Source organism: Chryseobacterium sp. Mn2064 (assembly GCF_049319685.1).
In the GTDB taxonomy this organism is placed as follows: Bacteria; Bacteroidota; Bacteroidia; order Flavobacteriales; family Weeksellaceae; genus Chryseobacterium.
In genome coordinates this window covers 267,442-290,670 of sequence record NZ_JBMOUE010000005.1, presented here as the reverse complement: position 1 = coordinate 290,670, position 23,229 = coordinate 267,442, and the positions used below count along the sequence as shown (strand labels likewise).

At 35.3% G+C, this 23,229-nt stretch carries 20 protein-coding genes; 13 read left to right on the top strand and 7 right to left on the bottom strand.

Features of this window, described 5'->3' with window-relative positions:
* The first annotated feature begins 208 nt into the window (after positions 1–208).
* The 3 genes from ACL9RH_RS18860 to ACL9RH_RS18850 all read left to right on the top strand — a co-directional run bounded on the left by ACL9RH_RS18860 (position 209) and on the right by ACL9RH_RS18850 (position 2,409).
* On the top strand, positions 209–1,162 hold the full coding sequence (locus ACL9RH_RS18860) for a peptidase (protein ID WP_422694897.1): 954 nt from the start codon (positions 209–211) through the stop codon (positions 1,160–1,162).
* Complete coding sequence (locus tag ACL9RH_RS18855) at positions 1,159–1,722, top strand: metallophosphoesterase family protein (protein WP_422694896.1); 564 nt, start codon at positions 1,159–1,161, stop codon at positions 1,720–1,722. Before ACL9RH_RS18860 ends, ACL9RH_RS18855 begins: the two co-directional genes overlap by 4 nt.
* Before the next feature lie 135 nt (positions 1,723–1,857).
* On the top strand, positions 1,858–2,409 hold the full coding sequence (locus ACL9RH_RS18850; protein ID WP_422694895.1) for an exonuclease domain-containing protein: 552 nt from the start codon (positions 1,858–1,860) through the stop codon (positions 2,407–2,409).
* Between the two features lie 84 nt (positions 2,410–2,493).
* On the opposite strand, the gene ACL9RH_RS18845 is transcribed toward ACL9RH_RS18850, so the two are convergent.
* From ACL9RH_RS18845 to ACL9RH_RS18830, 4 genes are read right to left on the bottom strand one after another with little or no spacing between them, the layout of a single operon-like run.
* Positions 2,494–3,396, bottom strand: coding sequence for an alpha/beta fold hydrolase (locus tag ACL9RH_RS18845; RefSeq protein WP_422694894.1), 903 nt, complete (start codon positions 3,394–3,396; stop codon positions 2,494–2,496).
* A gap of 6 nt (positions 3,397–3,402) precedes the next feature.
* Complete coding sequence (locus ACL9RH_RS18840) at positions 3,403–3,834, bottom strand: DUF1330 domain-containing protein (RefSeq protein ID WP_422694893.1); 432 nt, start codon at positions 3,832–3,834, stop codon at positions 3,403–3,405.
* A gap of 5 nt (positions 3,835–3,839) precedes the next feature.
* On the bottom strand, positions 3,840–4,178 hold the full coding sequence (locus ACL9RH_RS18835) for a GIY-YIG nuclease family protein (RefSeq protein WP_422694892.1): 339 nt from the start codon (positions 4,176–4,178) through the stop codon (positions 3,840–3,842).
* Positions 4,179–4,185: 7 nt separating this feature from the next.
* On the bottom strand, positions 4,186–4,611 hold the full coding sequence (locus ACL9RH_RS18830; protein ID WP_422694891.1) for a MarR family winged helix-turn-helix transcriptional regulator: 426 nt from the start codon (positions 4,609–4,611) through the stop codon (positions 4,186–4,188).
* Positions 4,612–4,770: 159 nt separating this feature from the next.
* On the opposite strand from ACL9RH_RS18830, the gene ACL9RH_RS18825 reads away from it, so the two are divergent.
* The 4 genes from ACL9RH_RS18825 to ACL9RH_RS18810 all read left to right on the top strand — a co-directional run bounded on the left by ACL9RH_RS18825 (position 4,771) and on the right by ACL9RH_RS18810 (position 13,667).
* Positions 4,771–7,011, top strand: coding sequence for a hypothetical protein (locus tag ACL9RH_RS18825; RefSeq protein ID WP_422694890.1), 2,241 nt, complete (start codon positions 4,771–4,773; stop codon positions 7,009–7,011).
* Between the two features lie 84 nt (positions 7,012–7,095).
* Positions 7,096–9,627: a DUF6493 family protein gene (locus tag ACL9RH_RS18820; protein ID WP_422694889.1), complete on the top strand. Its 2,532-nt coding sequence runs from the start codon at positions 7,096–7,098 to the stop codon at positions 9,625–9,627.
* The gene (locus tag ACL9RH_RS18815; RefSeq protein ID WP_422694888.1) at positions 9,624–12,317 is read left to right on the top strand and encodes a DUF6493 family protein; all 2,694 of its coding nucleotides are present in this window, start codon (positions 9,624–9,626) and stop codon (positions 12,315–12,317) included. The genes ACL9RH_RS18820 and ACL9RH_RS18815 overlap by 4 nt, the downstream gene beginning before the upstream one ends.
* 3 nt (positions 12,318–12,320) lie before the next feature.
* Positions 12,321–13,667 (top strand): SWIM zinc finger family protein, encoded by a 1,347-nt coding sequence (locus ACL9RH_RS18810; protein WP_422694887.1) that lies wholly within the window; start codon positions 12,321–12,323, stop codon positions 13,665–13,667.
* A gap of 109 nt (positions 13,668–13,776) precedes the next feature.
* Here the strand turns inward: ACL9RH_RS18810 and ACL9RH_RS18805 are convergent, their stop codons facing one another.
* A complete protein-coding gene (locus ACL9RH_RS18805; RefSeq protein ID WP_422694886.1) occupies positions 13,777–14,229 on the bottom strand; it encodes a VOC family protein in 453 nt (150 codons plus the stop codon).
* 226 nt (positions 14,230–14,455) lie between these two features.
* On the opposite strand from ACL9RH_RS18805, the gene ACL9RH_RS18800 reads away from it, so the two are divergent.
* The 5 genes from ACL9RH_RS18800 to ACL9RH_RS18780 all read left to right on the top strand — a co-directional run bounded on the left by ACL9RH_RS18800 (position 14,456) and on the right by ACL9RH_RS18780 (position 19,766).
* Positions 14,456–15,973 carry a TROVE domain-containing protein gene (locus ACL9RH_RS18800; RefSeq protein WP_422694885.1) on the top strand — a complete coding sequence of 506 codons (1,518 nt, stop codon included), beginning with the start codon at positions 14,456–14,458 and terminating at the stop codon, positions 15,971–15,973.
* Between the two features lie 67 nt (positions 15,974–16,040).
* Entirely contained in the window at positions 16,041–16,709 is a 669-nt protein-coding gene (locus tag ACL9RH_RS18795; RefSeq protein WP_422694884.1) for a hypothetical protein, read from the top strand.
* A 351-nt stretch (positions 16,710–17,060) separates the two neighbouring features.
* Positions 17,061–17,282 (top strand): phosphate ABC transporter substrate-binding protein, encoded by a 222-nt coding sequence (locus tag ACL9RH_RS18790; RefSeq protein WP_422694883.1) that lies wholly within the window; start codon positions 17,061–17,063, stop codon positions 17,280–17,282.
* A gap of 552 nt (positions 17,283–17,834) precedes the next feature.
* Positions 17,835–18,359 (top strand): DUF6584 family protein, encoded by a 525-nt coding sequence (locus ACL9RH_RS18785; RefSeq protein ID WP_422694882.1) that lies wholly within the window; start codon positions 17,835–17,837, stop codon positions 18,357–18,359.
* Between the two features lie 567 nt (positions 18,360–18,926).
* The gene (locus ACL9RH_RS18780) at positions 18,927–19,766 is read left to right on the top strand and encodes a hypothetical protein (RefSeq protein WP_422694881.1); all 840 of its coding nucleotides are present in this window, start codon (positions 18,927–18,929) and stop codon (positions 19,764–19,766) included.
* A 341-nt stretch (positions 19,767–20,107) separates the two neighbouring features.
* On the opposite strand, the gene ACL9RH_RS18775 is transcribed toward ACL9RH_RS18780, so the two are convergent.
* Positions 20,108–20,446, bottom strand: a complete 339-nt coding sequence (locus ACL9RH_RS18775) for a helix-turn-helix domain-containing protein (protein WP_422694880.1) — start codon at positions 20,444–20,446, stop codon at positions 20,108–20,110.
* Between the two features lie 11 nt (positions 20,447–20,457).
* The gene (locus tag ACL9RH_RS18770) at positions 20,458–20,886 is read right to left on the bottom strand and encodes a transposase (protein WP_422694879.1); all 429 of its coding nucleotides are present in this window, start codon (positions 20,884–20,886) and stop codon (positions 20,458–20,460) included.
* Positions 20,887–21,510: 624 nt separating this feature from the next.
* Between ACL9RH_RS18770 and ACL9RH_RS18765 the strand changes: the two genes are divergently transcribed.
* Positions 21,511–23,043, top strand: a complete 1,533-nt coding sequence (locus tag ACL9RH_RS18765; protein WP_422694878.1) for a SulP family inorganic anion transporter — start codon at positions 21,511–21,513, stop codon at positions 23,041–23,043.
* Positions 23,044–23,229 lie beyond the last annotated feature (186 nt).

Below are 23,229 nucleotides of genomic sequence, written 5' to 3'. Positions count from 1 at the left end.
TTATCGAAACTTTTTTATGGATAAACTCAACCACAAAAATGAACACTTTCGTTATTTTTAGGCTGTAACTAAGTTTAAAAAGTAGACCTAAGATTTCCGATTATAAATATACAATTGACGGTACAGAAATTCCCTTCCTCTGGAGGGGTGGCAAAAATTCAAAGAATTTTTGACGGGGTGGTTAGAGTGGTTTAAAAAAATAAAAAAAATGTTACAGGCAGAAATAAAAAGTCTTTTAAAGGAAGACATTAGCATATTGATCAAAGTTCCCAACTCAGGAAAACATTATCTGTGTGATTGTGGCGAAGCAAGTTTATTAACGGTGAAAGAAACTCAGGCGATATCGGCGCTTTTTATCAGTCATACCCATATTGACCATTTTTCGAATTTTGACGGAATTTTCAGACATCAGATCGGAAGTGGAGAAAAAGTTGTGATTTGCGGTCCGAAAAATATTCACCATCAGGTTGAAGCCAGATTAAAATCTTACACCTGGAATTTAATAGACGAAAACGCTATCGAATATGAAATTCGGGAAATCATTTCAGAAAAAGAAATACATGTGTATAGAATTCGTCCTCCTTTTTGGAATCTCGAATCCGTAAAAACGCAGGATTTCCTTTTTGAAGATGAATATATAACCGTTGATTTTACCATTCTGGATCATAAAACAGACTCTGTAGCCTATCTTTTTAAAGAAAAAGACTCAGTAACGTTCCATGAAAATGCTTCTACATTCAAAAAAGGAAAATGGATTGGTGAACTGAAAACAGCTTTTGAAAATAATAACGCAGATAGAGAAATAGAAATTGAAGAAGCAATGCATAAAGCTTCTGATCTCTTTCATTTGCTGACAAGAAATCCAGGATATAAACTGGGCGTTATTATGGATCATGCGGCTATAGAAGACAATTATCAAAAAATAAAAACCGTTTTTGAAGGAGCTGATCTTGTGTATATTGAAACGTTTTACAAAGACGCCGATCAGGAATTTGCGAATCTGAATTATCACAGCTTTGCTTCCGCCTCAGGAAAAATAATGAATGACTGTCAGGTAAAACAAGCCATCCCGATTCACTTTTCAAGAAGATATACGGAAAGTGATCAACAGGAAATAGAAACCGCTTTTTATAAAGCATTTAAAAAAATAATTAAAATATGAAACCCAATATATTTTTTACAGCAGACCATCATTTTGGTCATGAAAATATTATAAAATTCTCCGAAAGACCTTTTGAATCTTTGGAGCATATGAACGAAGAACTGATTAAAAGATGGAACGAAAAGGTAGAACCAGGGGATACCGTCTACCATTTGGGAGATTTCAGTTTAGGGAAACCCGATTTTACCAAGGAAATCCTTGATAAATTGAACGGTAATATCCATTTAATAAAAGGAAACCATGAAGGTGCAGCTCTTACCTATCCTAAACGATTTGCTTCCATCAGAGATTATCACGAGCTAAGAATTGATGAGGCCGATAATAAGAACGGAAAACAGAAAATCATTCTTTTTCATTACGCTATGCGTACCTGGAATGGCTCTCACCGTGGAGTTTGGCAACTGTACGGTCACTCACACGGAACCTTGCCGGATGATGAAATGGCGCTGAGCTTTGATGTAGGGGTAGACTGTCATAATTTCTACCCGATTTCTTACGAAGAAGTAAAAGAGATCATGAAACAGAAAAAATGGGAACCACCATTTGCACCAAGAAACTGATAGTGCCTCCAGAATTTAAAGTAAAATTCTGGAATAAAATAATTAAGGTTTGAAGTCTGGTGCAGACAGAAAGTTTAGATATACAAAGAGCTTTCTATCGGCATCTGTCTTTCATACTTTTAAAAATATAAACAAGTGAAAACAACAGAAAATATAGTAATAGTAGACCTTGAAGCAACATGCTGGGACAACCGGCCGCCGAGAGGTCAGGAAAGCGAGATCATCGAGATCGGTGTATGCATTATGAATGCCAGGACCGGTAGAATCTCTAAAAATGAGGGTATTTTGGTAAAACCTCAATATTCAAAAGTAAGTCCGTTTTGTACAGAACTTACGACGCTAACACAAAATATGCTGGATAATGAAGGCGTTTTGCTGGAAGATGCCTTTGATATTCTAAGAGCCGAATACGATTCCGAAGATTTGACATGGGCAAGCTACGGAAACTATGATCTGAATATGCTTCAGAATCAGAGCCAGAGATTCTATCTGGATTATCCGATGAGTGATGACCATATCAACGTAAAAACGTTATTTGGAGAACTTCATCCGGGCATCAGAAAAAGTGTGGGAATGAACAGAGCGTTAGGCGAACTGGGATTTACATTGGAAGGCACGCATCACAGAGGAGTAGATGATGCCAAAAACATAGCCAAGATTCTGCATTGGTGTCTGAATAATTATTAATATTCTCCAGTCAGATCAACGAAAAGGAGACTGTTTCAGTATTGAAATAGTCTCCTTTATATTTAGAATTGAAATGGTTCAGAATTAATGGTTTCGTTCATTATATTCTTTTTGACTGAGAATAAGTTCACTGATCTCACCGAACAGTTCCTTAGGAACAGTATGTCCCATTCCTTCAAGCAAAACAAATTCAGCATTCGGAATCGTATCGGCAATATCTTTTCCACATTCCGGGTGAAAAATAGGATCATCCGTTCCATGAATCACCAGAACCGGTGCCTGTATTTTTTTCAAAACTTCTGGAGTATATGAATAAGAACCTATTGCCAAAAGCTGTCTGATAATGCCGTTTTTAGTCTTGGAACGATTAAGTTCTTTTTCTATAAGAGCAATTTCCAGGTTTTGATCAAATGGATACCCACTGCCCGATATTCTTTGGGCGAAAGAAATTTTTTCAGCAAAATACATTTCTCTTTCTGTTATAGGATTGGCAGAAGGTTTCATCATCATTTCCATAACTTCCGGGTTGGCCGATGGTAAAGCAGGATGTAAAGATGTTGACATGATGATCGTTAGTGATAAAACCCTTTCCGGGAAGTAAGAACCTAACAATTGGGCTATAATTCCTCCCATAGAACGTCCTGCAAAATGGGCTTTTTCAATCCGTAGATGATTGAGAAGTCCTATGACGTCTTTTGCCATATCCATTAGAGAATAGGGGAGATCTTCCGGTTTTAGCGTAGAAAAATATTCCGGAATATTTCCATTAAGATGAATTTCTTTTCCAGGAATATAGACTGATGACCCGGAATCTCTGTTGTCAAAACGGATTACTCTGAAGCCTTTATCCACAAGCAATTGGCAGAATGTATTTTCCCAACGAATCATATGGCTTCCCAATCCGGAAATCAAAACAATGGTCTCTGTATTCTCTTCTCCAAATATTTCGTAACAGATTTCTACTTCTCCAATTTTTACTGTTTTCATCTGCTTTTATTTTTTGTATGACAGTATTTCTTCCAATGGCAAAAGCCTGGAGTCTTCAATCGCTGCAATTCTGTGGCCTACAATTTTCATGTACGCTTCATTCTTTTCAAAACTGAAAAAATCGTTGACACTTTTCTGTTTAATGAGCATACAGATATCCCAATATTCATTCTCAGGGCCAATTAAAAACTGATCTCCTTTTCCTATGAATATAATTTCGCCGCCGCTTTCTTTTAAAAAGGGTTCAGTTTCTCTGATGTATGTAAAATAAGCATCCCAACCACTGGTTTTTTCCGATGGTTGAAGATCTGGATATTGAGAATAATCTGCCTCTTTCTTGAGCTTGATAAGGTTCATGTTGATGATAGGACCTTGTATATCTTTCAAAAAAAGATGTTTTCCTGCTTCAAAAGTAGGAGAGAGATAATGTGCTGACATAGTGTTTAGTATAACTCAGTATTTATCTCAGAAATATAGGTCTTCTCGGCCTTTTGTATTTCTTTACGATAATTGATAAACGAATTTTCCTGCTTGGGTATAATCATTACAAATTCAAAAGTAAAAGCTTCACTTCCGGATTCTGCCCAGTCTTTTTGCAGGGCTGTATTGTTGCACAGTCCGCTGTTTAATTCAAATTGTATCCTGTTCACAAGAGCTTCCAGGTTCAATGAACTTTGGATGTATTGTTTTCCGTTGCTGTTATTCTTTAAAGACAGAACGCCCATGGTAACGGTATGGTTTTTTGCTTTCTCTCTTAACTGTTGTTTTAATGCATTTTTCATATCATAATCATCGTATATTCCCCCCTAACTCAAATAAGAAATCACTTACAGTACGGAGAGATTTATTCTTTTTTGGGGCTAAAATGTCTTTCGTAATATTTTCCGCACTGATCATAGCTTCTTCAAAAATCTTTCTTCCATTGGGAGTAATGACCACGTAGCTTACTCTTGCATCCCTTTCATTGGTTTCTCTTCCTACCATTCCTATTTTTTCCAGTGGATTCAATAATCGGGTTACCCCGGAAGCCGTAATTCCTATCTTTTCCGCAAGGTCTATTCTGCGAATCTTGCCCTCAGAAGACGTATTCAGAATGTAAAGAATGATAAAATCATTGAGTCCAAGCCCATGCACACTCAAAGCATCAAACTTTCTTGAGATGACAGATTGAAGCTTATTGATATTCATTAAAAGTAATAATTCAGAACTTATCATTGATTAATATTTGAGTTATCAAGTATTTTTATTTTGCAAATATATACATTTTAATGAATTAAGTTGGAATGTTGAAAGAGAATTTAATCAGAAATAAACGTAAATGATTTTTTTATACCATTTGAAAATATGAATTTTCTTCACTACTTTTAAAACATCATGAAAACAAGTATTATATACACCAAAAGAGATAAGAAAACTGTACTGGAAGAGAGCAATCTTAATGAACAGAAAGTCTATCTTAAGCATATTTACGAAAATGAGGTATTAAAAAAAACAGAAGTCTGGAACAGGAATAAAGTAGATTCCATCACTCTATATCCCTCCGAAGGCGAAAAAACTTCAGATGAAGAAATTCTATTTGAGAATATTTTTCTCAGAAGTGTTCAGATCATTCGAATTAAGAATGTAGACGAATATCAATGGGTTCATGATAAAAAATATACTAATCTTCTTCTTACAAAAGAGGAAATGTATATCAATGATTTTAACAGCAGGAAAATAGCATCATATAAAGCTGATCAGCTTAACGGAGTACAGCTTACAAAATATCTGTATCTGAAAGACGGAGACTATCGTGAAATAGATTACTCTAGATCCAGAAATCCTTACCTTGAAAAAGAGAAATTTATCAGCTATCTCAATCAGGTTTTAACAGACAATAAAAGCTGTCTCAACTCGGCGTATTATTTGAAGTTTTCACCATTTTTTCCTTCCGGAGAAGATCCTGAATTTGAAACGGTACGTTACGTTTCCTTTTACGAAAATAAAGAAATCACCCTACAGCAGGCATTTTTTGAAAGAGAGTTTGATAAGAATATTTATACTGAACATCAGCTTCGGAGAACAGATCATTTTAAACGTCTTGAAATAATCAAAAGAACCTATTTTATCAACAATAACTCTTTATTTGTGCCTGATGAAAACCTGAGTATTCCCGTAGAAATACACAATCTGGTAGAAGAGAAAAACGGTTTCAAAAAGTGGGAGATCAAAATATTTAAAGACAATACATTACATACCCAAGAAATATTGGTTACCAATGCAGAAGGGGAACGTGTCTTCTATCAGGAAATTGATCCCTTCAGCAAAAAGGTTCTTGTGACGTATAAATTTGCAGATTTTTCAACATTGGGCGGTTCTTCTTTAACCCATTTAGAATACAACTCGGAAGGGACACTCATCACTGAAGGCGTTACTTTATATGACTATTGGGATAGTGAGTTCTACAGTAAAGAAGATATGCATCAGGATGGTTTTTTTGACTCGGAATATGGAAAATACTTCCTCTTTGCTTACCCCGAAATTCCGGAAGGGATGCCGATAAATAAAACTGTTTACAAAAATCATCTGGATGAAATTATTCCTGAAAACGAGGCAAAAGAACAGTATGAATACTCGGAAGAAACCTATCAAAACGGTAATCTGTTAAAAAGAATTTCTTATAAAGCACATTCCTATAAAAATTTAAAGAATGATGACTATCATATAAAAAAAGCTGCTTATTACGATGACCTTGAAAACGTACCGGACCTGGAGAATTTTGAAGATAATTCTGATGAAATTTATTACAACAAAAGAACTGCGAACAATTATATTCTGTATGATTTTATAACCAGAAATTATTGGGACGGAAAAAAAGCTGAATTTTCAGGGACAGTGGTCTACGACAATTTTTACAGGGTAGTCTCTAAAATAATATACAATGCTCAATCCAAAGAATTGATTTCAGGAATAAAGAAATTTTATATGAATGTAACTCCTCTTCTGGGGCAGAAATACATAACGGTTAATTTCAACAGTACAGGAGAAGTGGAAAGCTATATTGATAACCGCTTTACTTTTCCTGAGTATTATACCAAAGAAAATTTCGAAAATAAAAATGAAGAAAAAAGACCTGTGTCTCAAGAATATTATAAGGATATAAAAAGTATTGTTCCGAATAATCCTGCCTTCCCTTTTGCAGATTTTAAAAACCATACAATCTTTTATGCCATTGAATCCGGACAAGAAAGCGAAATCACAGGATTGATGGTAGATTCTAAAATTAAAATAGCCGCTGAGGAATATATAGCAATACATTTCCTGGATTCCAAAACTGTTCTGGAGGATTATATGAAAATGATTCCCACATCCGATCTTTACTTTTACCATATTGAAAATACGGGAAATACCATTGAAACCGATTTCTTCGGAATGGACATTCATGCCCATTTTTCAATTGATCTGAATTCCAGAACTATAGCGTGTCAAATTATAAAATCGGTAGAGAAGAATATAACTTTTAGAAAAGAATATTCAAATGAAGCTACGAATGTCTACTTTTTTTATGTTGGCGAACAGAAAATTTTCGTAACCTTTTATTCAGAACTGCTGATAGACCTCCTGTTAAAAGCATAAAATTTTGTTAAAAAATTCACTTTCAAGGGATAATTTATTTCCTGTAGACCATTTTTTGTTATTTTAGCCAACAAGAATGAATCTATGCTAATTGAGGACGAGTTTAAGACCCTATATCTGAACTATAGAATCAAGGAAATTGTTCCTTTTCTTAAAAAACTAAAGCCGAAAGATAAAAAAGAAGTTGTTGCTCTTTTAAAAAAACATATTCATAAAGAATGGGGGCACAATACGATCTCTTTGTTGGCTGCTTTAGCCTGTTGTAAAACCAAGAATGAGTTCGAAAGACTGGCTCCAGGATATTTTTCAATACCCGTAGAAGCAGTCGAAGATCTTTTTGAATCTTACCAGCCAGATTGGTTGGGAGAAAGCTATCCTTTTTTAAGAGAATTTAACTATTTAAAGGTCTTGGAATGGGAGCAGAAGGGCTTTCTTCAGTTAAATGATGAAAGTATTGCTTTATTACTGGCAACTTCTATATTTTCCAACGACAATTCAGACGAAATTGTATTTACTTTTCCTGTTACTTTAACATCACATATCTGGTTTTTATTCCAATATGAATCTGATATTACCGCCCATTATGGTGAAAGGGACTGGAAAAAAGTATTGAAAGGTCTTGTAGAAAGTAAAGCCATAGATCGTTCAAGATTACTCCAGGAAAGCCTCAAAGCAGTAAACCTTAATGTATCAAAAGAACATAATGCATGGTTTTTAGAGCTTTTTGCTTATCTGGAACCTACCGACAAAGAAATTGTGGAACTGCAGGATGAATTGTTGATGATCTTTCACTCCACACAGCATTCGCTCTTTTTGGGAATTTTAAAAATGATCAACCAGATTATCACAGATAGTGCATTCAAAACAGAAGACTTTTTATATGCTGCAACATCTTTGATAACACTCCCAACAAAAAATATCGTGAATGCGCTCCTTGTTACGGTAGAGAAGATGGCTAAAAATAATCCCCAATATCAGGAAGAAATATGTCTTCTTGTGTTGCCCGTTTTCTTGAATAAAGATAAAGCACTGCAAATAAAAGGAGCTAAAATTATAGCCCGATATGGCAATCCGGAATCAGAAAAAATACAACAGCATTTATTTCTTTATAGAGAATCATTGCTTTCTGATACAAAGTTGCTTTTGGAAAAATTTTTTATTGAAAAAAATGAGAGCGAAATTATAGAAGAAGACGTTTATCAGAAGACTTCATGGTATATATCAGAATCTATTGCATCTGTTGAGACAATTGATGACTTTATCTTTTTGGCTTCACAGATATTCAATAATAATAAGACCTATCATTTTGATCAGTTTCTTGAGGCCATCATACGATTCAATAGTGAATTGAAAAAAGAACATTTCAATCAGTTGGAGCCGGCTTTCAACGCTGCGCTTAAACTGAAAGAAACCAAAGGACTTCATCATCTGTTAGCCACATTCTTCATTCATTATGGATTATTGAAACAGGAGAAGAAATCTCAGGTTTTGCTTACAGCAGGATCGGAATTTCCTCTTCTTGAAAATTGGAGCGAAGAAAAGACTCCATTTATTTTAAAAGCATATCATCAGCTGCTTTTAGATATTTTAGAATTATTAAAACAAAATAAAAACCTTCCGCTTCTTTGCGTTCCCGATTGTACTCCTTGCTGGATCACTGTTCATCATCTTGTTGATAAGTTGAGAATCTATCAGCAGCAGAATGAAGATCCAATCTCTATGGATTGGCAAATCGCAGTGCTCCGCGTAAAAAAAGAAAAACTAGACGAAGCCGAAAAATATGCAAAAGAAAAACTGAATAAAAAATATTTTGAGTTATTAAACCCTGTTTTTGATCAGGATTATTTCAGGGAAAGGTATGAAAATGTCTATTTGGAAGGCAATTTTAAATGGGAATTCAGTGATAGGAAAATATATAGATGGAACGGATCAGAAGAAATTCCACAGTTGCTTATCTCCCTTGAAAATAAGAGTGAAATCCCGGTAAATGCTACCTTTTTAGATTACTTATTCAGCTCTTGTCGTAGAGTTTACAATCATGACCTGATACACATTTTATACACAGCTCCGTATTTTTCGGGATGTATTTTTGCACGAAAATACAATGAAACCCTATCAAATGCCGTTTACCAGTATGATATTAAAGGAAACATAGAATTTTTTAATGCCTGGATGAAACTGGATCTACCTTTTCAGACGGGACATTATTTATTTCTGTCTGCAGGGCTATTTAATAAAGATAAAACATTTTATGGTATAGCTTTTGAAGTCCTAGTAAACAAGGCGGTTTCGGAGGATTTTGAGCTTCAGAAACTGGGACTGATATTAGGGAAAATGATCAGCTTCGAGTGGGCCCCTGTCAAAAGATTGGCAGATGGTCTGTCGGGTCTTATCAATTTGAGTACCAGACATAATATCGCCCTAGAAAAACTGCTGATAGCCATTCTTTCAGCGGTGGAAAAACCGGTTTTTAATCTGAAAAAGCTCTTGGAGCTTTATTATGAGGTGCTTAGGCAGAATCGGACAGTATCAGATAAAACAGTTCACGGACTGCTTAAAGAATGGGAAAAAGAGAATAACCTGAAAAAAATTATACATCAAATTAAAAGCACATGAAAGAAAGACTTTATGAGATCCTTAATGAGGAAAAAGTACATGAGATCATCCCTTTTCTGAAAGAGCTTAGTGCAGAAGAAAGAAAAACACTGGTACCTTCCATAAAGAAAATGGATCGCGAGATCAGTAAAATTGTTATGACCAAAAACTCCTATCACACGGTAGGATCTGCCAGTCAGCACTCTATTATTGATATTGCTTCATTTGTCTGCATGGATAAAAAGAATTTCGGAAAAAATTACTGGAGCCTTTTCCGTAATGCGGAACAAACAGAACAAATTTTGGAGTGGGGGTGCCCAGATTGGTTTTCGGACTTTATCAATGAATCTGTAGAAGCTGAATTTACGGCATTCAATTATCAAGATATCTTAGGATGGACTGAGAAAGGATATATTGAACCCAGACCGGAGCTGCTTGGGCATCATCTGAGCAATTATCCGTCGGATCTGGATGAATATCCGGAAACACTTACCACCCATTTCTGGTATTTATGTGAGTTTCCTTCCAAATCTTTACCCTTCCGTAAAGAGTGGTTTCCTTTGGTGCAAAAACTGGTAGCTGAAGGTAAAATAGAAAGAAAAAGATTTTTAAGAGAATGTCTGCTTGCCTCCAATAGAAATTTCAATAAAAACGTTACAGGTTGGTTCATGGACGCATTTACTGCATTGAAACCCACAGAATCTGAATTGCTTGAACTGCAGGATGAATTACTTGCCGGGCTCGCTTCGGTACAGTCAAAAGCTGTGAATACCATTCTGACCCATCTAAAGAAAATTGCAGGAGGAAATATTAAGACAGAGGAACTTTCCCACTATCTTCCTAACTTACTGAGCTCGGAAGTTAAAACGGTGGTTATTTCTGGCCTGTCATTAACGGAAAAGATCTTTCAGAGAAAAAGACTTGATCCTGAAATGCTGGGAATGGCATTGAGTACAGCATTTGTAAGCAAAGATGACGGCATCCAGACAAAAGCTGCAAAAATTATTCTAAAATATATTCCACCTTCCGAAAATATAAAAGAAGCTCTGTCTCATTATTCAGACAATATTCTGACCAATGTACGTCCTCTTCTTGAAAAATATATCGTAGAAAAACAACATGAACTGGAAGCAATTTCTTCCGAAAAACTATTTCTGACAACAGAAGAAAATAAAGTAAAAGTATTAGATAGTTTTGAAGATTTGATGTTCTTTCTGCCTTTAGCAATGGATGATCCTTACAGCCACAATTGTGATATTGCTTTAGATGGATTTATCCGTTTTGCTAATGAAGTAGATGCAGAATCTGTAAAACTGATAGAGCCTGTATTCCTGAAAGCCTGTAAAACGATTGCAAAATGGGAAGTTCCTTATCTGAATGTTTTACTGTGTAATCTAATCATTAATTACGGATTGAGTCTACTGGAAAAGTATCCAGTTCAACTTAAAAATCTTGAGAAAATTTATCAGAAAACACGAGAAGAAGAAGAGGCAAGAGAAGCCTATTCCACTTACCAGAAGAAACTGGGACCTATGGATCAAGTAGGGGCAGATTCTCCTGCAATGAAGGCTTTCAAGGAAATTGCGATATTTATTGATCAGAAAATAAAATTAGGGGATAGTATCCCATTGTTGTTTACTATTACGCATTCCCCTTGTTGGATCTCTCCTGTGACTTTGGTTGAAAAACTGGAGATTTATCAAAACAAAAATATAGAACCTCATCACTTGGATTTGCAGCTGGCATTGCAGCGCTGTGCTTTAGATAAGACTTCGGAGGCTCTAAAACTTGCTCAGGAAAAATTAAAAGGAGAATACAAAGACTTACTGCTTTTCTTTTTTGGTAAAAATACCAATCCAAAAGGAAAATTTGACCACCCGTCATGGTGGATGACTGCGGGAATTACACGCTCATCAGAAACTGTATTTAAAGACTTCGGTGGATTTGGATATGACAGTATTCCTGAAGAATTTTTGTCCGGAGACTATAAGTGGAAAACAATTGATAACAAGAAAAATTCATACTATCCTGTAGAACTCAATATTGTGATTCCGAAATATCATCTTGAAAAAAGAAAGGAACCTTTATTTGTGGAATATTTTGTTGCTGGGCAGAAAGAACTTTCTGAAATTCCTGCATTGATGTGGTGCTTCCCGAATACGCCTGCCAATGCGTTAGCAAAAGTAATCAAGCATTGTCTTTTCTATTCTGGAATTGCCGAAGTTTACGAAAGAAATCTTGTTTTGAATACGTCACAAGCTCTCTATCAAATCAAAAAACCTTTAGATAAGATGGGAAATCTGTTTTTAGGAACAATTTTCCTTGATAGTGATAAAACAATTCGTGGAACCGCTGCCGAAATATGGCTGGAACATGTTTCCTGCCAAATGATGGATAATGTGGAACTGGGAAGAGTAATAGGACTTCACGAAAAACTGGAATGGGCGCCTGTAAAAAGATTAACAGATCTTATGCAGAATCATATGCTGAATGTGAGTAAAAATCATAATATCGCATTGGAGGAGCTTATTTCCAGCATATTGCTGCAGATGGGAGAACCTGTTACAAACCTTAAGAAATTACTGGAAGTATATCATGAAGTATTAGCTTTAAACCAGTCTGAAGCAAATGCGGAATTAATCATAAAATTGAACGACTGGAAAGAAAACTCGAGCCTGAAAAAAATCTGCAATCTTCTTCTTAAAAAATAATTTATGGAAGATACGCTTATTTACAACTATTCAAGGTCATCATCCTTAGCAAAAAAGGACGGCCTTGAAGAGCTGTTTCTCGCCAAATACAGCGAGATACAAAAAAATACCGACGTTCCCTGTTTTTTCTGGGGAAATGTAGGACAACCTTTTATACTGGCAAGATGCCTGATTGCACTTTCCAATATTGTAAAATCAAGTTTTAATCTGTCTCCGTTTCAGATGGCTCTTCTCAAAGATCCAATTGTAACAGCCGGGAACGAGAAACTCCGTTTTGAAGGATTTTCTCACTGTGCAGGAGTATACGCCAGAGTGGATGTATTGCCTGACGGGTTGGATGGAGAATTTTTAGAAAACGGGACAACCAATGTAGACTTTAATCAGCCGATGTTGGCTGCTTTGGGAAGTATTCGTCCCAATGAAAAAATCATGCTTTCTGTAGGGGAAAAGGAGGTCGGATTGTATCAGGAAGAAAAAAAGATCGTGGAAAGAAAAGTCCCTTTACCTATAAAATGGATTAAAGGACTGGGAACTGTACAAGTCTTTTTATCAGAATCTGAAAAGCAGTATACCTTTAATAAAATTCAAACCCAACAGCTGTTCAGAGGGATACCGAAAGGAATAGTAAAGTCAGATTACTACCTGATTGTAAGAGGAAATAAACCGATGTTCTCACCGGTGAAATCGGCAGATGCGGTCTGTATAGGCGGTCTGCACAGACTGAGATTGCTTGAACCATTACTTCCATATATAGATTCTATGCAGATTTTCTCACAGTCTAACATGCAGTCTACCACATGGCAGCTGCATATGGGAAATATAAGATTTATCTTTTCTTTATCCAGAGAATGTTGGAGAGGTTTTTCAGGAGAAGGAGCCCTATTGGACAGTCTGATTTCTGATGTTTCTGATGAGTGGATCGATGCTTTAGATAAGTATGCATACGCTAACCAGTCTTTTAATAGGACGATACTGGCTTTGGAAGAAAATATAGGTCTTCAAAAAGTAGAAAATCTTACCGGAAGACTTGCAGCGATGGGATTGCTGGGATATGATCTCGATGAAAATGAATTTTTCTACCGTAGATTACCATTTAAAATTAGCCGTATTCTGGAACTTAATCCCAGAATGAAAAATGCTGAAAAGCTTATTAATGAAAGGAAAGTAGAGATCCTCAACAATAGTAAAGAAAGAATAGAAGCCAGAGTCGCCGGAACTGGAGTTCACCATACCATCATTATTGAAGATGGAAAGGAACGTTGTACCTGCGAATGGTTCAGCAAATACCAAGGTGAAAGAGGTCCTTGTAAGCATATGCTGGCTGTAAAAAAAGTGATCAGTAATGAGTAAAAAATTTACTTAGGATACTCACATATTGTATTCCGACCACGAATGTTATCATAGGCTAATGATACATTCGTGGCTGAACACAATTTGCTCTCAAAATAATAGGATATTATTAATTCTTTGATTGCTCTGTCCATTCTTCATAGGACAGAACTCCCAATTCCGGTTTTGCTTCGCCTTCAAGAACTGAAATAAACTCAAGTTGGTTTCCATCAGGATCATTAAAATAAATTGCCAAAGCTGGCATCCATGCAAAAACCATCGGTTCAAGGCTTCCGTTTTTCAGAAAATTATACGGTTTCAAATCTTTTTTTTGTAAAAACTCTATAGAATAGTTGAGAATATCTTCTTTACTGCTCGAAAAAGCAAAATGTCTGGTCTGCAAATTTTCCTTCTGCTCCCAAAGCCCCAACATAAATTCCTTTCCTTCACCAACCCATAAAAAGGCAATAGGGCGGGTTTCATCCCTATGAGCTAATCGCAGTCCCAATACTTCTGTATAAAATTGAATGCCTTTTTCCAAATCACTCACCTGTACGTGGGTTTCATATAATCCTTTAATCATAGTTCTAATTTTAATACCCCAAAGCTAAAAAATAGCCTGAGAAATACGATTAAATCATGATTTCTTTATTTAAAATGAATGATAGAAGATTTTTATAATGTTTGATAAGGAAAATTTTTTAAATAAAAATATCTGCGCAAAATGACTGCGTAATTCTGTTTTTACTTTGCATCAGAAATCAGAGAGGAAATATATATTCTTCCATGTTTAACAAAAAACAGTAACCATGAAATTTAATTTTTTAAGAAAAGAAAATAAAGTAGTCTACAACTACGAAGGTGCAAAATCCTATGAGATGACACCTGCAGAAGAATTATATAGTGCTGTTGTTACAACAGGGCTGTCTAATATGAACTATGAAAAAGAGAATGACAGATTAAAAAGAATTCAGTCTTTGATTAAAAAAAATGACCCTGAGTTTGTTGCAAAACTTGCCGTATACGCAAGAAAAGAGATGTACTTACGATCCATTCCATTGGTTTTGACGGCAGAATTGGCCAAGCAGACCTCCGGTACAGATCTTGTGAGCCGTGCGGTAGAGGGAGTTGTTCAGAGAGCAGATGAAATTACAGAAATACTCGCATATTACCAGATTTCGAATAAAAGAACGGAGACAAAAAAACTGAACAGATTATCAAAACAGATTCAGAAAGGTTTGATGAAATCCTTCAACAAATTTGATGAATACCAGTTTGCCAAATACAACAGAAAAGGAGAGGTAACGTTGAAAGACGCTCTGTTTTTGGTTCATCCAAAAGCAAAAGATGAGAATCAGCAGGAGGTCTTCAACAAAATTGTAAATGATAAATTGGAAGCACCTTATACATGGGAAGTTGAACTTTCCGTTCTGGGACAGGAAAAATTTACAGATGATACTGAAAAGCAGCTAGCCTTCAAAAGAAAATGGGAAGAATTGATCTTCAGCAACAAATTAGGATATATGGCTACTTTAAGAAACCTCAGAAACATTTTGTTGATAGGAGTATCTCCGGAAGCAATGGGTAAAGTATGCCGTTATCTGTCAGACGAAAGAGCAGTGGTAAATTCAAAGCAGTTGCCATTCAGGTTTTTGTCGGCTTATAGGGAACTTAGTACAGTTGACTCTCCTTACGTGTCCTCTGTTTTGGAAGCATTGGAAGCTGGAGTGGTGGTAAGTGCTAAAAATATTAAAGGATTCGGTTTTGAAACTTCAGTAGTGATTGCTTCCGATGTTTCAGGCTCCATGCAACAGCCTGTCTCTCCAAAAAGTAAAGTATTACTTTATGATATCGGTTTGCTGATGTCTATGATTTTACAATCGCAATGTAAAAATGTTGTCACAGGGATGTTTGGAGATCGTTGGATGCGTTTCGCAATGCCTAAAAGCGGTATTTTGAGAAATGTGAATGAACTCTATAAAAGCGAAGGAAAAGTAGGATATTCTACCAACGGTTACCTTGTTATCGAGGATTTGTTGAATAGAAGAGAATGTGTGGATAAAGTAATGTTGTTCACCGATACCCAAATGTGGAACAGTCAGGGAACAACGGCTACTTTTGAAAGCTTATGGAACAGATATAAGCAGTTGGCTCCCAATGCAAAATTGTATATTTTTGATCTCGCAGGCTACGGAAAACAACCATTAGATATCAGAAAAAATGATGTATACCTTATTGCAGGATGGTCCGACAAGATTTTTGATGTGCTGAATGCAATGGAAGACCAGAAATCTGCTGTTGAAATGATAAAAAAAGTAGTGCTGTAAAAGGCACTCCTTTTCAAAAAAATATCACGTCAGCGAGGAAATTAAAATGTAAAAAACGATATAACTTATGATCACACTTATTAATGCGATTGAAGTCAGTCCGCTGGCTTATGCTAAATATCCTCCAGAAGACTATGAACTTCCTTCAGCTGAAGAGTATCCTGATCCTGAAGAATGGCATGAAAAATGGGAAGAGTCTGCTTCTAAGCTGAATTTTAACTTTAAACCAATTGAAAAAGGATCACCGCTGGTCGATATTGAAAACATTGATGACGGAAATTTACAGATGATCATAGAAGGCAGACTGGCTGATAGAGATCCGGATGATCCGGATGGTGGAGAATTTATGCTTGCCTTCGATGGAGGGCTCGTATTAAAACAGGATAATCAAGTACATATTCATCCCAATTGCTGCGGAGATATGTCTGATATTCAAAACTGGAAAAATATCTTTGAAAATAAAACTTCTGAGTGGGCCTTATTGTGGATTGGACATCCCTGGGTTTTATATAAAAGAGAAAACGGGATCATCAGTTTTTCTGAGTATACAGAGTCAAATGCCGAGGATCTTAAAGATATAAAAATCACTGTTGAAATTGAAGAAACTGAATTAAGGACCCAATTGGATACTGCAATTCAGCGACAGTTCGATTTTAAAAACAGATTATTAATGATGCTAACGGGAATGAGGATCGAAAATGCAGAAAACATTTCCAAAATGTTATCAGGAATGTAAAAATAAATAAGCTGCGTAAAAACAATGCGTACTTACCTTATAATTTTGCAGTGTTAATAAAAATCAGTGCCGTAAGAAAGGATTTCTTCGACTTTCAATTGACCAGAGCCTTTCATAAAATTGCCTGATTTGAATAAACCAATGCCGTCTTTTAAGAGTTACATCGTCAACTTCCAATTGAATATCATTTACTCTTATTACTCATTGCTTGGTTTTTTAATAAAAAATAAATCTGCGTAAAAAGAATGCGCAGTATGTAAATAAATTTGCAGAAGAAAATAACTAATAACCATGAATAATAATAAACCTGATCTTAAAGAAGCTGTGTATTGAGTTTAATTCTCAATACTCATGAAAAAATCCAAAAAACTAAAACAAACCTTTGGAATCAATGAACACAATCTTATTGATTTTCCAAAGAAAATTTCCGGAACAAGAATTTCAAGGCCCAAGTACGGAAATGAATTGGGATGTTCCTTCTGCTTTCCTCACGGAATTGAAGTGGAGAACGCAACATACTATAAATTTCAGCGATGCTGGAAAAAGTACAGAAAAACCCAATGGAAAAATTAAAATCAGGTGTCGTTTTGGAATCATACTTCGAGTCCCCCATCAGATGCAGGTTCAATTCCTGTCGTTCCTGTTGTAAACGGAATGTAGTTCAAAAGAAAGAATAGATGGCATAGAAAGATTCCGCCGCTTTTACCCTGATCTCTAAAAGAGTGCCGTAGAGAAGACTTACTTCGGTATAATTTGGTTCAACTCCAGAACAGATCATGAAAGTGATCTTGTAAAAGTGTTTTCGAGTATAGCCTCTTTTATTTTAAATCATCTCAATGAAAAAATAGTAATAAAAAGATCAAAATTTCCAGTGATGACAACTGTAGAAATATGACATAGGAAATGGAGGCGTTAATAAAATAAGCTATGTGAACATTAAGAAAACTTTATTGTTTGAAGCGTGACACAGAAAGCGAAACGATGAAGTAATAGCAAATTTGCGCAAGTTTTAGAATTTTTAGAGAGTGTAGGTTATTTTTAACCGGAGTTTCCAAGTCTTGAACTTTTGGTTCTTTTGCTTCAAAGTAAAGTAAACAAATATTTAAATAAAACTGTTTAAAAACAATGGGGAATTTATTTTGCAGGATTGAACATGATCTTAAAACAGGTAGAAAGAAAAAAGCATGCGACAGATTAAGAAATATGATCAATCAGTTTCCTAACGATCTTTCCCTGAGAAAAAAGTTAGGACAGATTTATTTTGAAGCAGGATTTCTTGATGAAGTAGGTAAGTTCTGGATCCTGTCTACACCGGAGAATAATGAAATGGAAAATGCAGTAGAGATTTACAGAAACTCTTTAAGCAATTCAGGAAATGCTATTTTAAAAGACATTATTTTCAGAGGAAATAAAAATCTGCTTGATGAATATGCAATGAAAATAATCACTGAACTTGAAAAGAGTAGTCTTGCAGCTACAAAACATATTCCTGTCTTTAAAACCAAAATAAGAGAAAAAGGAAACTACTCAGAAAACAAAACAGATTTTTTAAGTAAAATCGGAATTTGTTTAATTGTAGGATTTATTATATCGCTTCCTTTATTGGGAATTTTTAAACTTTTTGAAATGATTTCATCATTATTATCCTAATAAAATCAAACTACGTAAAAAGATTGCGTATTCACAATATAATTTTGCAGTGTTAATATTATTGGTGCCGTTGGAAAGACCTACTTCGATTCCAAACTGAAAGAGTCTTTCAACAGATTGCCCGATAGCAAACCAATGCCGTTAATAAGAGTTTCATCGTCAACTTCCAATTGAGCATCAATTACTCTTATGATTTATTGCTTGGTTTTTAATAAAAAAACAACTGCGTAGATGGAATGCGCAGTAAGGATATAAATTTGTAAAAAGAAAACTAATAACCATGAATAATTAAAATCAAGTGTCGTCTTAGAATCATACTTCGAGATTGAATAAACATTGGGTCGCAGGTTCGAATCCTGCCTTTTCCCTAGAAAAGGAGAAGTAGCTCAGCAGGTAGAGCAAATGCACGGAAGATTCTGAAAAATATTACCTTGATTTACATAAAAAGAGTGCCGTAAAGAAGGCTTACTTCGGTATAATATTGGTTCGACTCCATAACAGATCGTGAAAACGATCTTGTAAAAGTCTTTTTGAACTTAGCCTCTTTTTATTTTAAAATGAATAACCATGAATATACCAAGTAATCTGACTGAATTTTTATATTGGGCCAAAGAACGCACAGAAAAATTATGGTCTGTAAATAATGAAAACTGTCCTAAAGGATTTTATGGTGCCAAATGGCAAGGGCTATCTGAGGACCAGATTGACCAGATTGAGAGAAAATACAAAGTCAGTTTTACATCCGAACATAAAGAATTTCTAAAAATCCTTCACGCAATTGACAAAAAAGAAATTGTTGAATACGAAGATGAGGGAGAACTGATTGCAGAAGAGTGTACCTTTTTTTATAACTGGCTTGAGAATGAAGAAGAGATTACAAGCCAAATAAAATATTTTTATAAAGGGATGTGGAATGATATTACTAGTGTCAACCATGTTTGGTTGAAATCTTGGGGAATAAAACCTAAATCTTTGGAAAGAAAAAAAGAAATTTTTGACGAGTGGTTTTCAAAGCTTCCCCAATTATTACCTGTTAGAGATTCATCATATGTTGTAGATAACACAAATTTAAAATGGAATCCTGTAGTAGGCGCTAGTGGTTCAGATTTTGTTATCCTGGGTTGGGATTTTAGAACTTATTTGTTATATGCATTAAGAGAGCATCTCGATATCTATACAGATGTATATGATGAAGAAGACCAAAGGTTTTACGCTGAACTTATTGATGAAGTGCAAAAAATTAATGATGAGAACTTTATGTATGATGAAACCAAAGATATTCCATATCTGAAAGAAATGATTCTTTATTGGTCTTCCGGATGGAAAGGATTTGGTTTAAATTATTATTCGAAGAATGCCAGAATTCATCCTATTGTCAAAACATATATAGCTGAAGAAGAAAAATAAAACCAACAAGTGCCGTAGAAACAGTGCTACTTCGCTCATCACGACGGGGTCACGGGTTCGAGCCCCGTCTCTTCCACAAACAAAAAAACACAGTCGATATAGGAAGAGTAGCTCAGTTGGTTAGAGCACGACATCACTTTTCGCTTTTTGCCTTGTTGTATCAAATAAGAAGCAAAAGGTGGGGCGCTGGAAGATCTCTTTGTATCATAATTTTCTATAAAGTCAGATTTTTTCGGACTTTAATGTCTTCCTTCTTCTCACTTTTTGCTTCTTTATACTGTTATGAAGGGTAGCTAAAGAAAAATTTATCTACTTTTTCATAACAAACAAATGCTGGTCGCTTATTTACCGGCATTTTTTGTTGTATGATCAAGCTCTTCCTCAAACATCTGTTTCCATTTTGATAAAGTGGTTCTGCTTATTTTGTATTTTCTGGACATATAGCTGGTAGAATGACCATGCTTCTTCTGATACTGGAGAAGCTTGAGCATGGTTTTTTTATCGTAAGTCTTGAGCTTTTGATTTTCTCTGGATTGTTTAAAAAGCCTGTCATTGAACTTAAGAACATCTTCTGTGGTATGGAGCTTTTCAATAAGTTCCTGGATTTTTGGTTCTTTCAGCTTCTCAGGATATTCCAGACGGAGCATATCCTGATAAATTTTTTTGTAGTTAGGACGCATCTTATTTCTGTTTATCCGTTAATCGTATCACTCTTTTGAAGCCATCTGTGGAGTGTACTTTTGGGGATCGAATATTCTTTAATCACATCACTTTGTGTCATTTCTCCGGATAGAATCCTTTTCATGATGAAATCTTTGATCTCCTGGGTATAAATATTTTTTCTGAAATAAGGAATTTTATCAGATTTCTGCTGATTTTTATTAACGGCGGACGGCGGAGCATATAAAATCAGGTGAGAACTGTAAAGTCTGAAAAAATCATATTCCAATAATTTGCTCCATCTTAGAAGAAGTTCAGCATCTATAGATTTGCTGTGGTACATCTTTTCAACAGACTCTTCGTCTTTGCCCAGGAATTTGCAGATTCGCTCCAAGGTTATTTCACTTTCATCTACTCTTTCCTTGATAAATTTTCCAATATGGATCTCTTTATATAACATTTTATTAAATATTATCTTTTGTTTTAAAAATTATGCATCAAAAAACGGAAATAGACGATATATATTATTATGTAATGCAGAATATAATTCACTTAAAATAGAAATCGGAAAAAATTGAAGCCAATAGTCATAAGCCTAAAAATGCTCCTTATAAAGGTAAAAACGTCGAAAATGAGTTCAGAACAGATCTGATATAATAAAAGGGTATATTGATTGTCACTTTAATGCACCTTTGGGATATATTCCTTATTTTCAATGGGTTTATTTCTCCTCTTCTTTTTTCAAACTTCTTTTTTTTGCCATTTGTGTAAATAATATATAGCCTATTAAAGTTTCTCCATACAACGCTATTTATTCTCAGCTATATACTGGTATACAACTGCTTAAGTTTTGAATGTTTTGATTAGTACCTGATAATTGCTTATCTGTTTCCAAATTTAAACAAAATTAAAAACAAAAACAGGGGGAAATATAGAAAAGTCTATTTATGATCAGATTTTAATTAAAATTAACATAATATGTAAACGGATGTGTGAATTATCTTAAATAAAATTGCATTAATATTAAAAAGCCTAAAAAAGAAAAATTGTATAACAACATACAACTCCATACCTTTGCCATTCAATGAAAAATACTATTAGCTTATTCGATTTTTCGAAGAAAATAAATTATAAAAACGAACTGCTGGCAGGTTTTACCGTAGCCATGACTATGATTCCGGAGTCGCTTTCCTTTGCTATTCTGGCAGGTCTTTCACCACTTACAGGTTTGTATGCAGCTTTCATGATGGGGCTTGTAACCGCAATTTTGGGAGGTCGCCCGGGAATGGTTTCCGGTGGGGCAGGAGCTACTATTGTTGTTCTGATTGCTCTCATACAATCGCATGGGGTAGAATACCTGTTTGCGACAGTAGTTTTGGCAGGAATTCTTCAGATGCTTGTTGGAGTTTTTAAATTAGGAAAATTTGTACGACTTATTCCACAGCCCGTTATGTATGGTTTTCTAAACGGTTTGGCGGTCATTATTTTTATGGCGCAAATCGAACAGTTTAAAATTACAGAGAATGGCTCAGTAAGCTGGCTCCAGGGAGTTCCTTTATATATAATGGCGGGATTAACAGCTCTTACCATTGCTGTAGTCTATTTTTTTCCAAAGATAACAAAAGCTGTTCCTGCTTCACTGGCGGCTATTATCGTTGTATTTGCAGTTGTTTTGGGTCTTAATATTCCTACGAAAACAGTAGCAGATATTGCTCATATTAGTGGAAGTCTTCCCAGTTTTCATATTCCTCAAATTCCCTTTTCCCTTGAAACATTACAGATTATCTTTCCTTATGCCATGATTATGGCTGGGGTAGGTTTGATTGAGTCTCTACTTACCTTATCTATGGTGGACGAGATCACCAATTCCAAAGGAAGTGCCAATAAAGAGTCCGTGGCACAAGGACTGGCTAATATCACCAATGGTTTTTTTGGAGGAATGGGAGGATGTGCCATGGTAGCACAGACTTTAGTAAACCTAAATGCCGGTTCAAGAGCAAGACTTTCAGGAATAATAGCTTCCATCATGATTTTACTGATTATCCTCTTCGGAGCTCCGGTTATTGAGAAAATTCCGATGGCTGCATTGGTAGGTGTTATGATGATGGTCGCAATAAGTACTTTCCAGTGGGTTTCTATCAGAATTGTCAACAAAATGCCTAAGTCTGATATATTCGTAGGGATTACTGTTGCTTTGATCACGATTGTTTTGCATAATCTGGCCTTAGCTGTTCTGGTAGGAGTGATTATTTCTGCCTTGGTTTTTGCTTGGGATAATGCGAAAAGGATTCGGGCAAAGAAATATATAAAAAGCGGAATACAGCATTATGAAATAGAAGGACCCTTATTCTTTGGTTCGGCCACTTCGTTTTCAGATAAATTTGATCCAATGAATGATCCTGATGAGGTTATTATAGACTTTAAAGATAGCAGGATTGTCGATATGAGTGCAATAGACGCTTTAGATAAACTTTCAAAACGTTATAAACAACAAGGGAAAACAGTATATCTCCGACATCTGAGTGAAGACTGCCGCAAAATGCTGAAAAATGCTGAAGCTGTTGTAGAGGTTAATATTCAGGAAGACCCTACTTATAAGGTGATGCAGGAAAAATAGTGGGCGGTGAATAAGTGAATTTTGCTTTGCAAGTGAATAGTGAATTTTATAATATAGAAAAATTGACAAGCATAGCGAATTGACGATTAACTTTTCACAATTTTTCTATCAATAAGTGAATTTTGCTTCACAAGTGAATAGTGAATTTTATAATATAGAAAAATTGACAAGCGCAGCGAATTGACT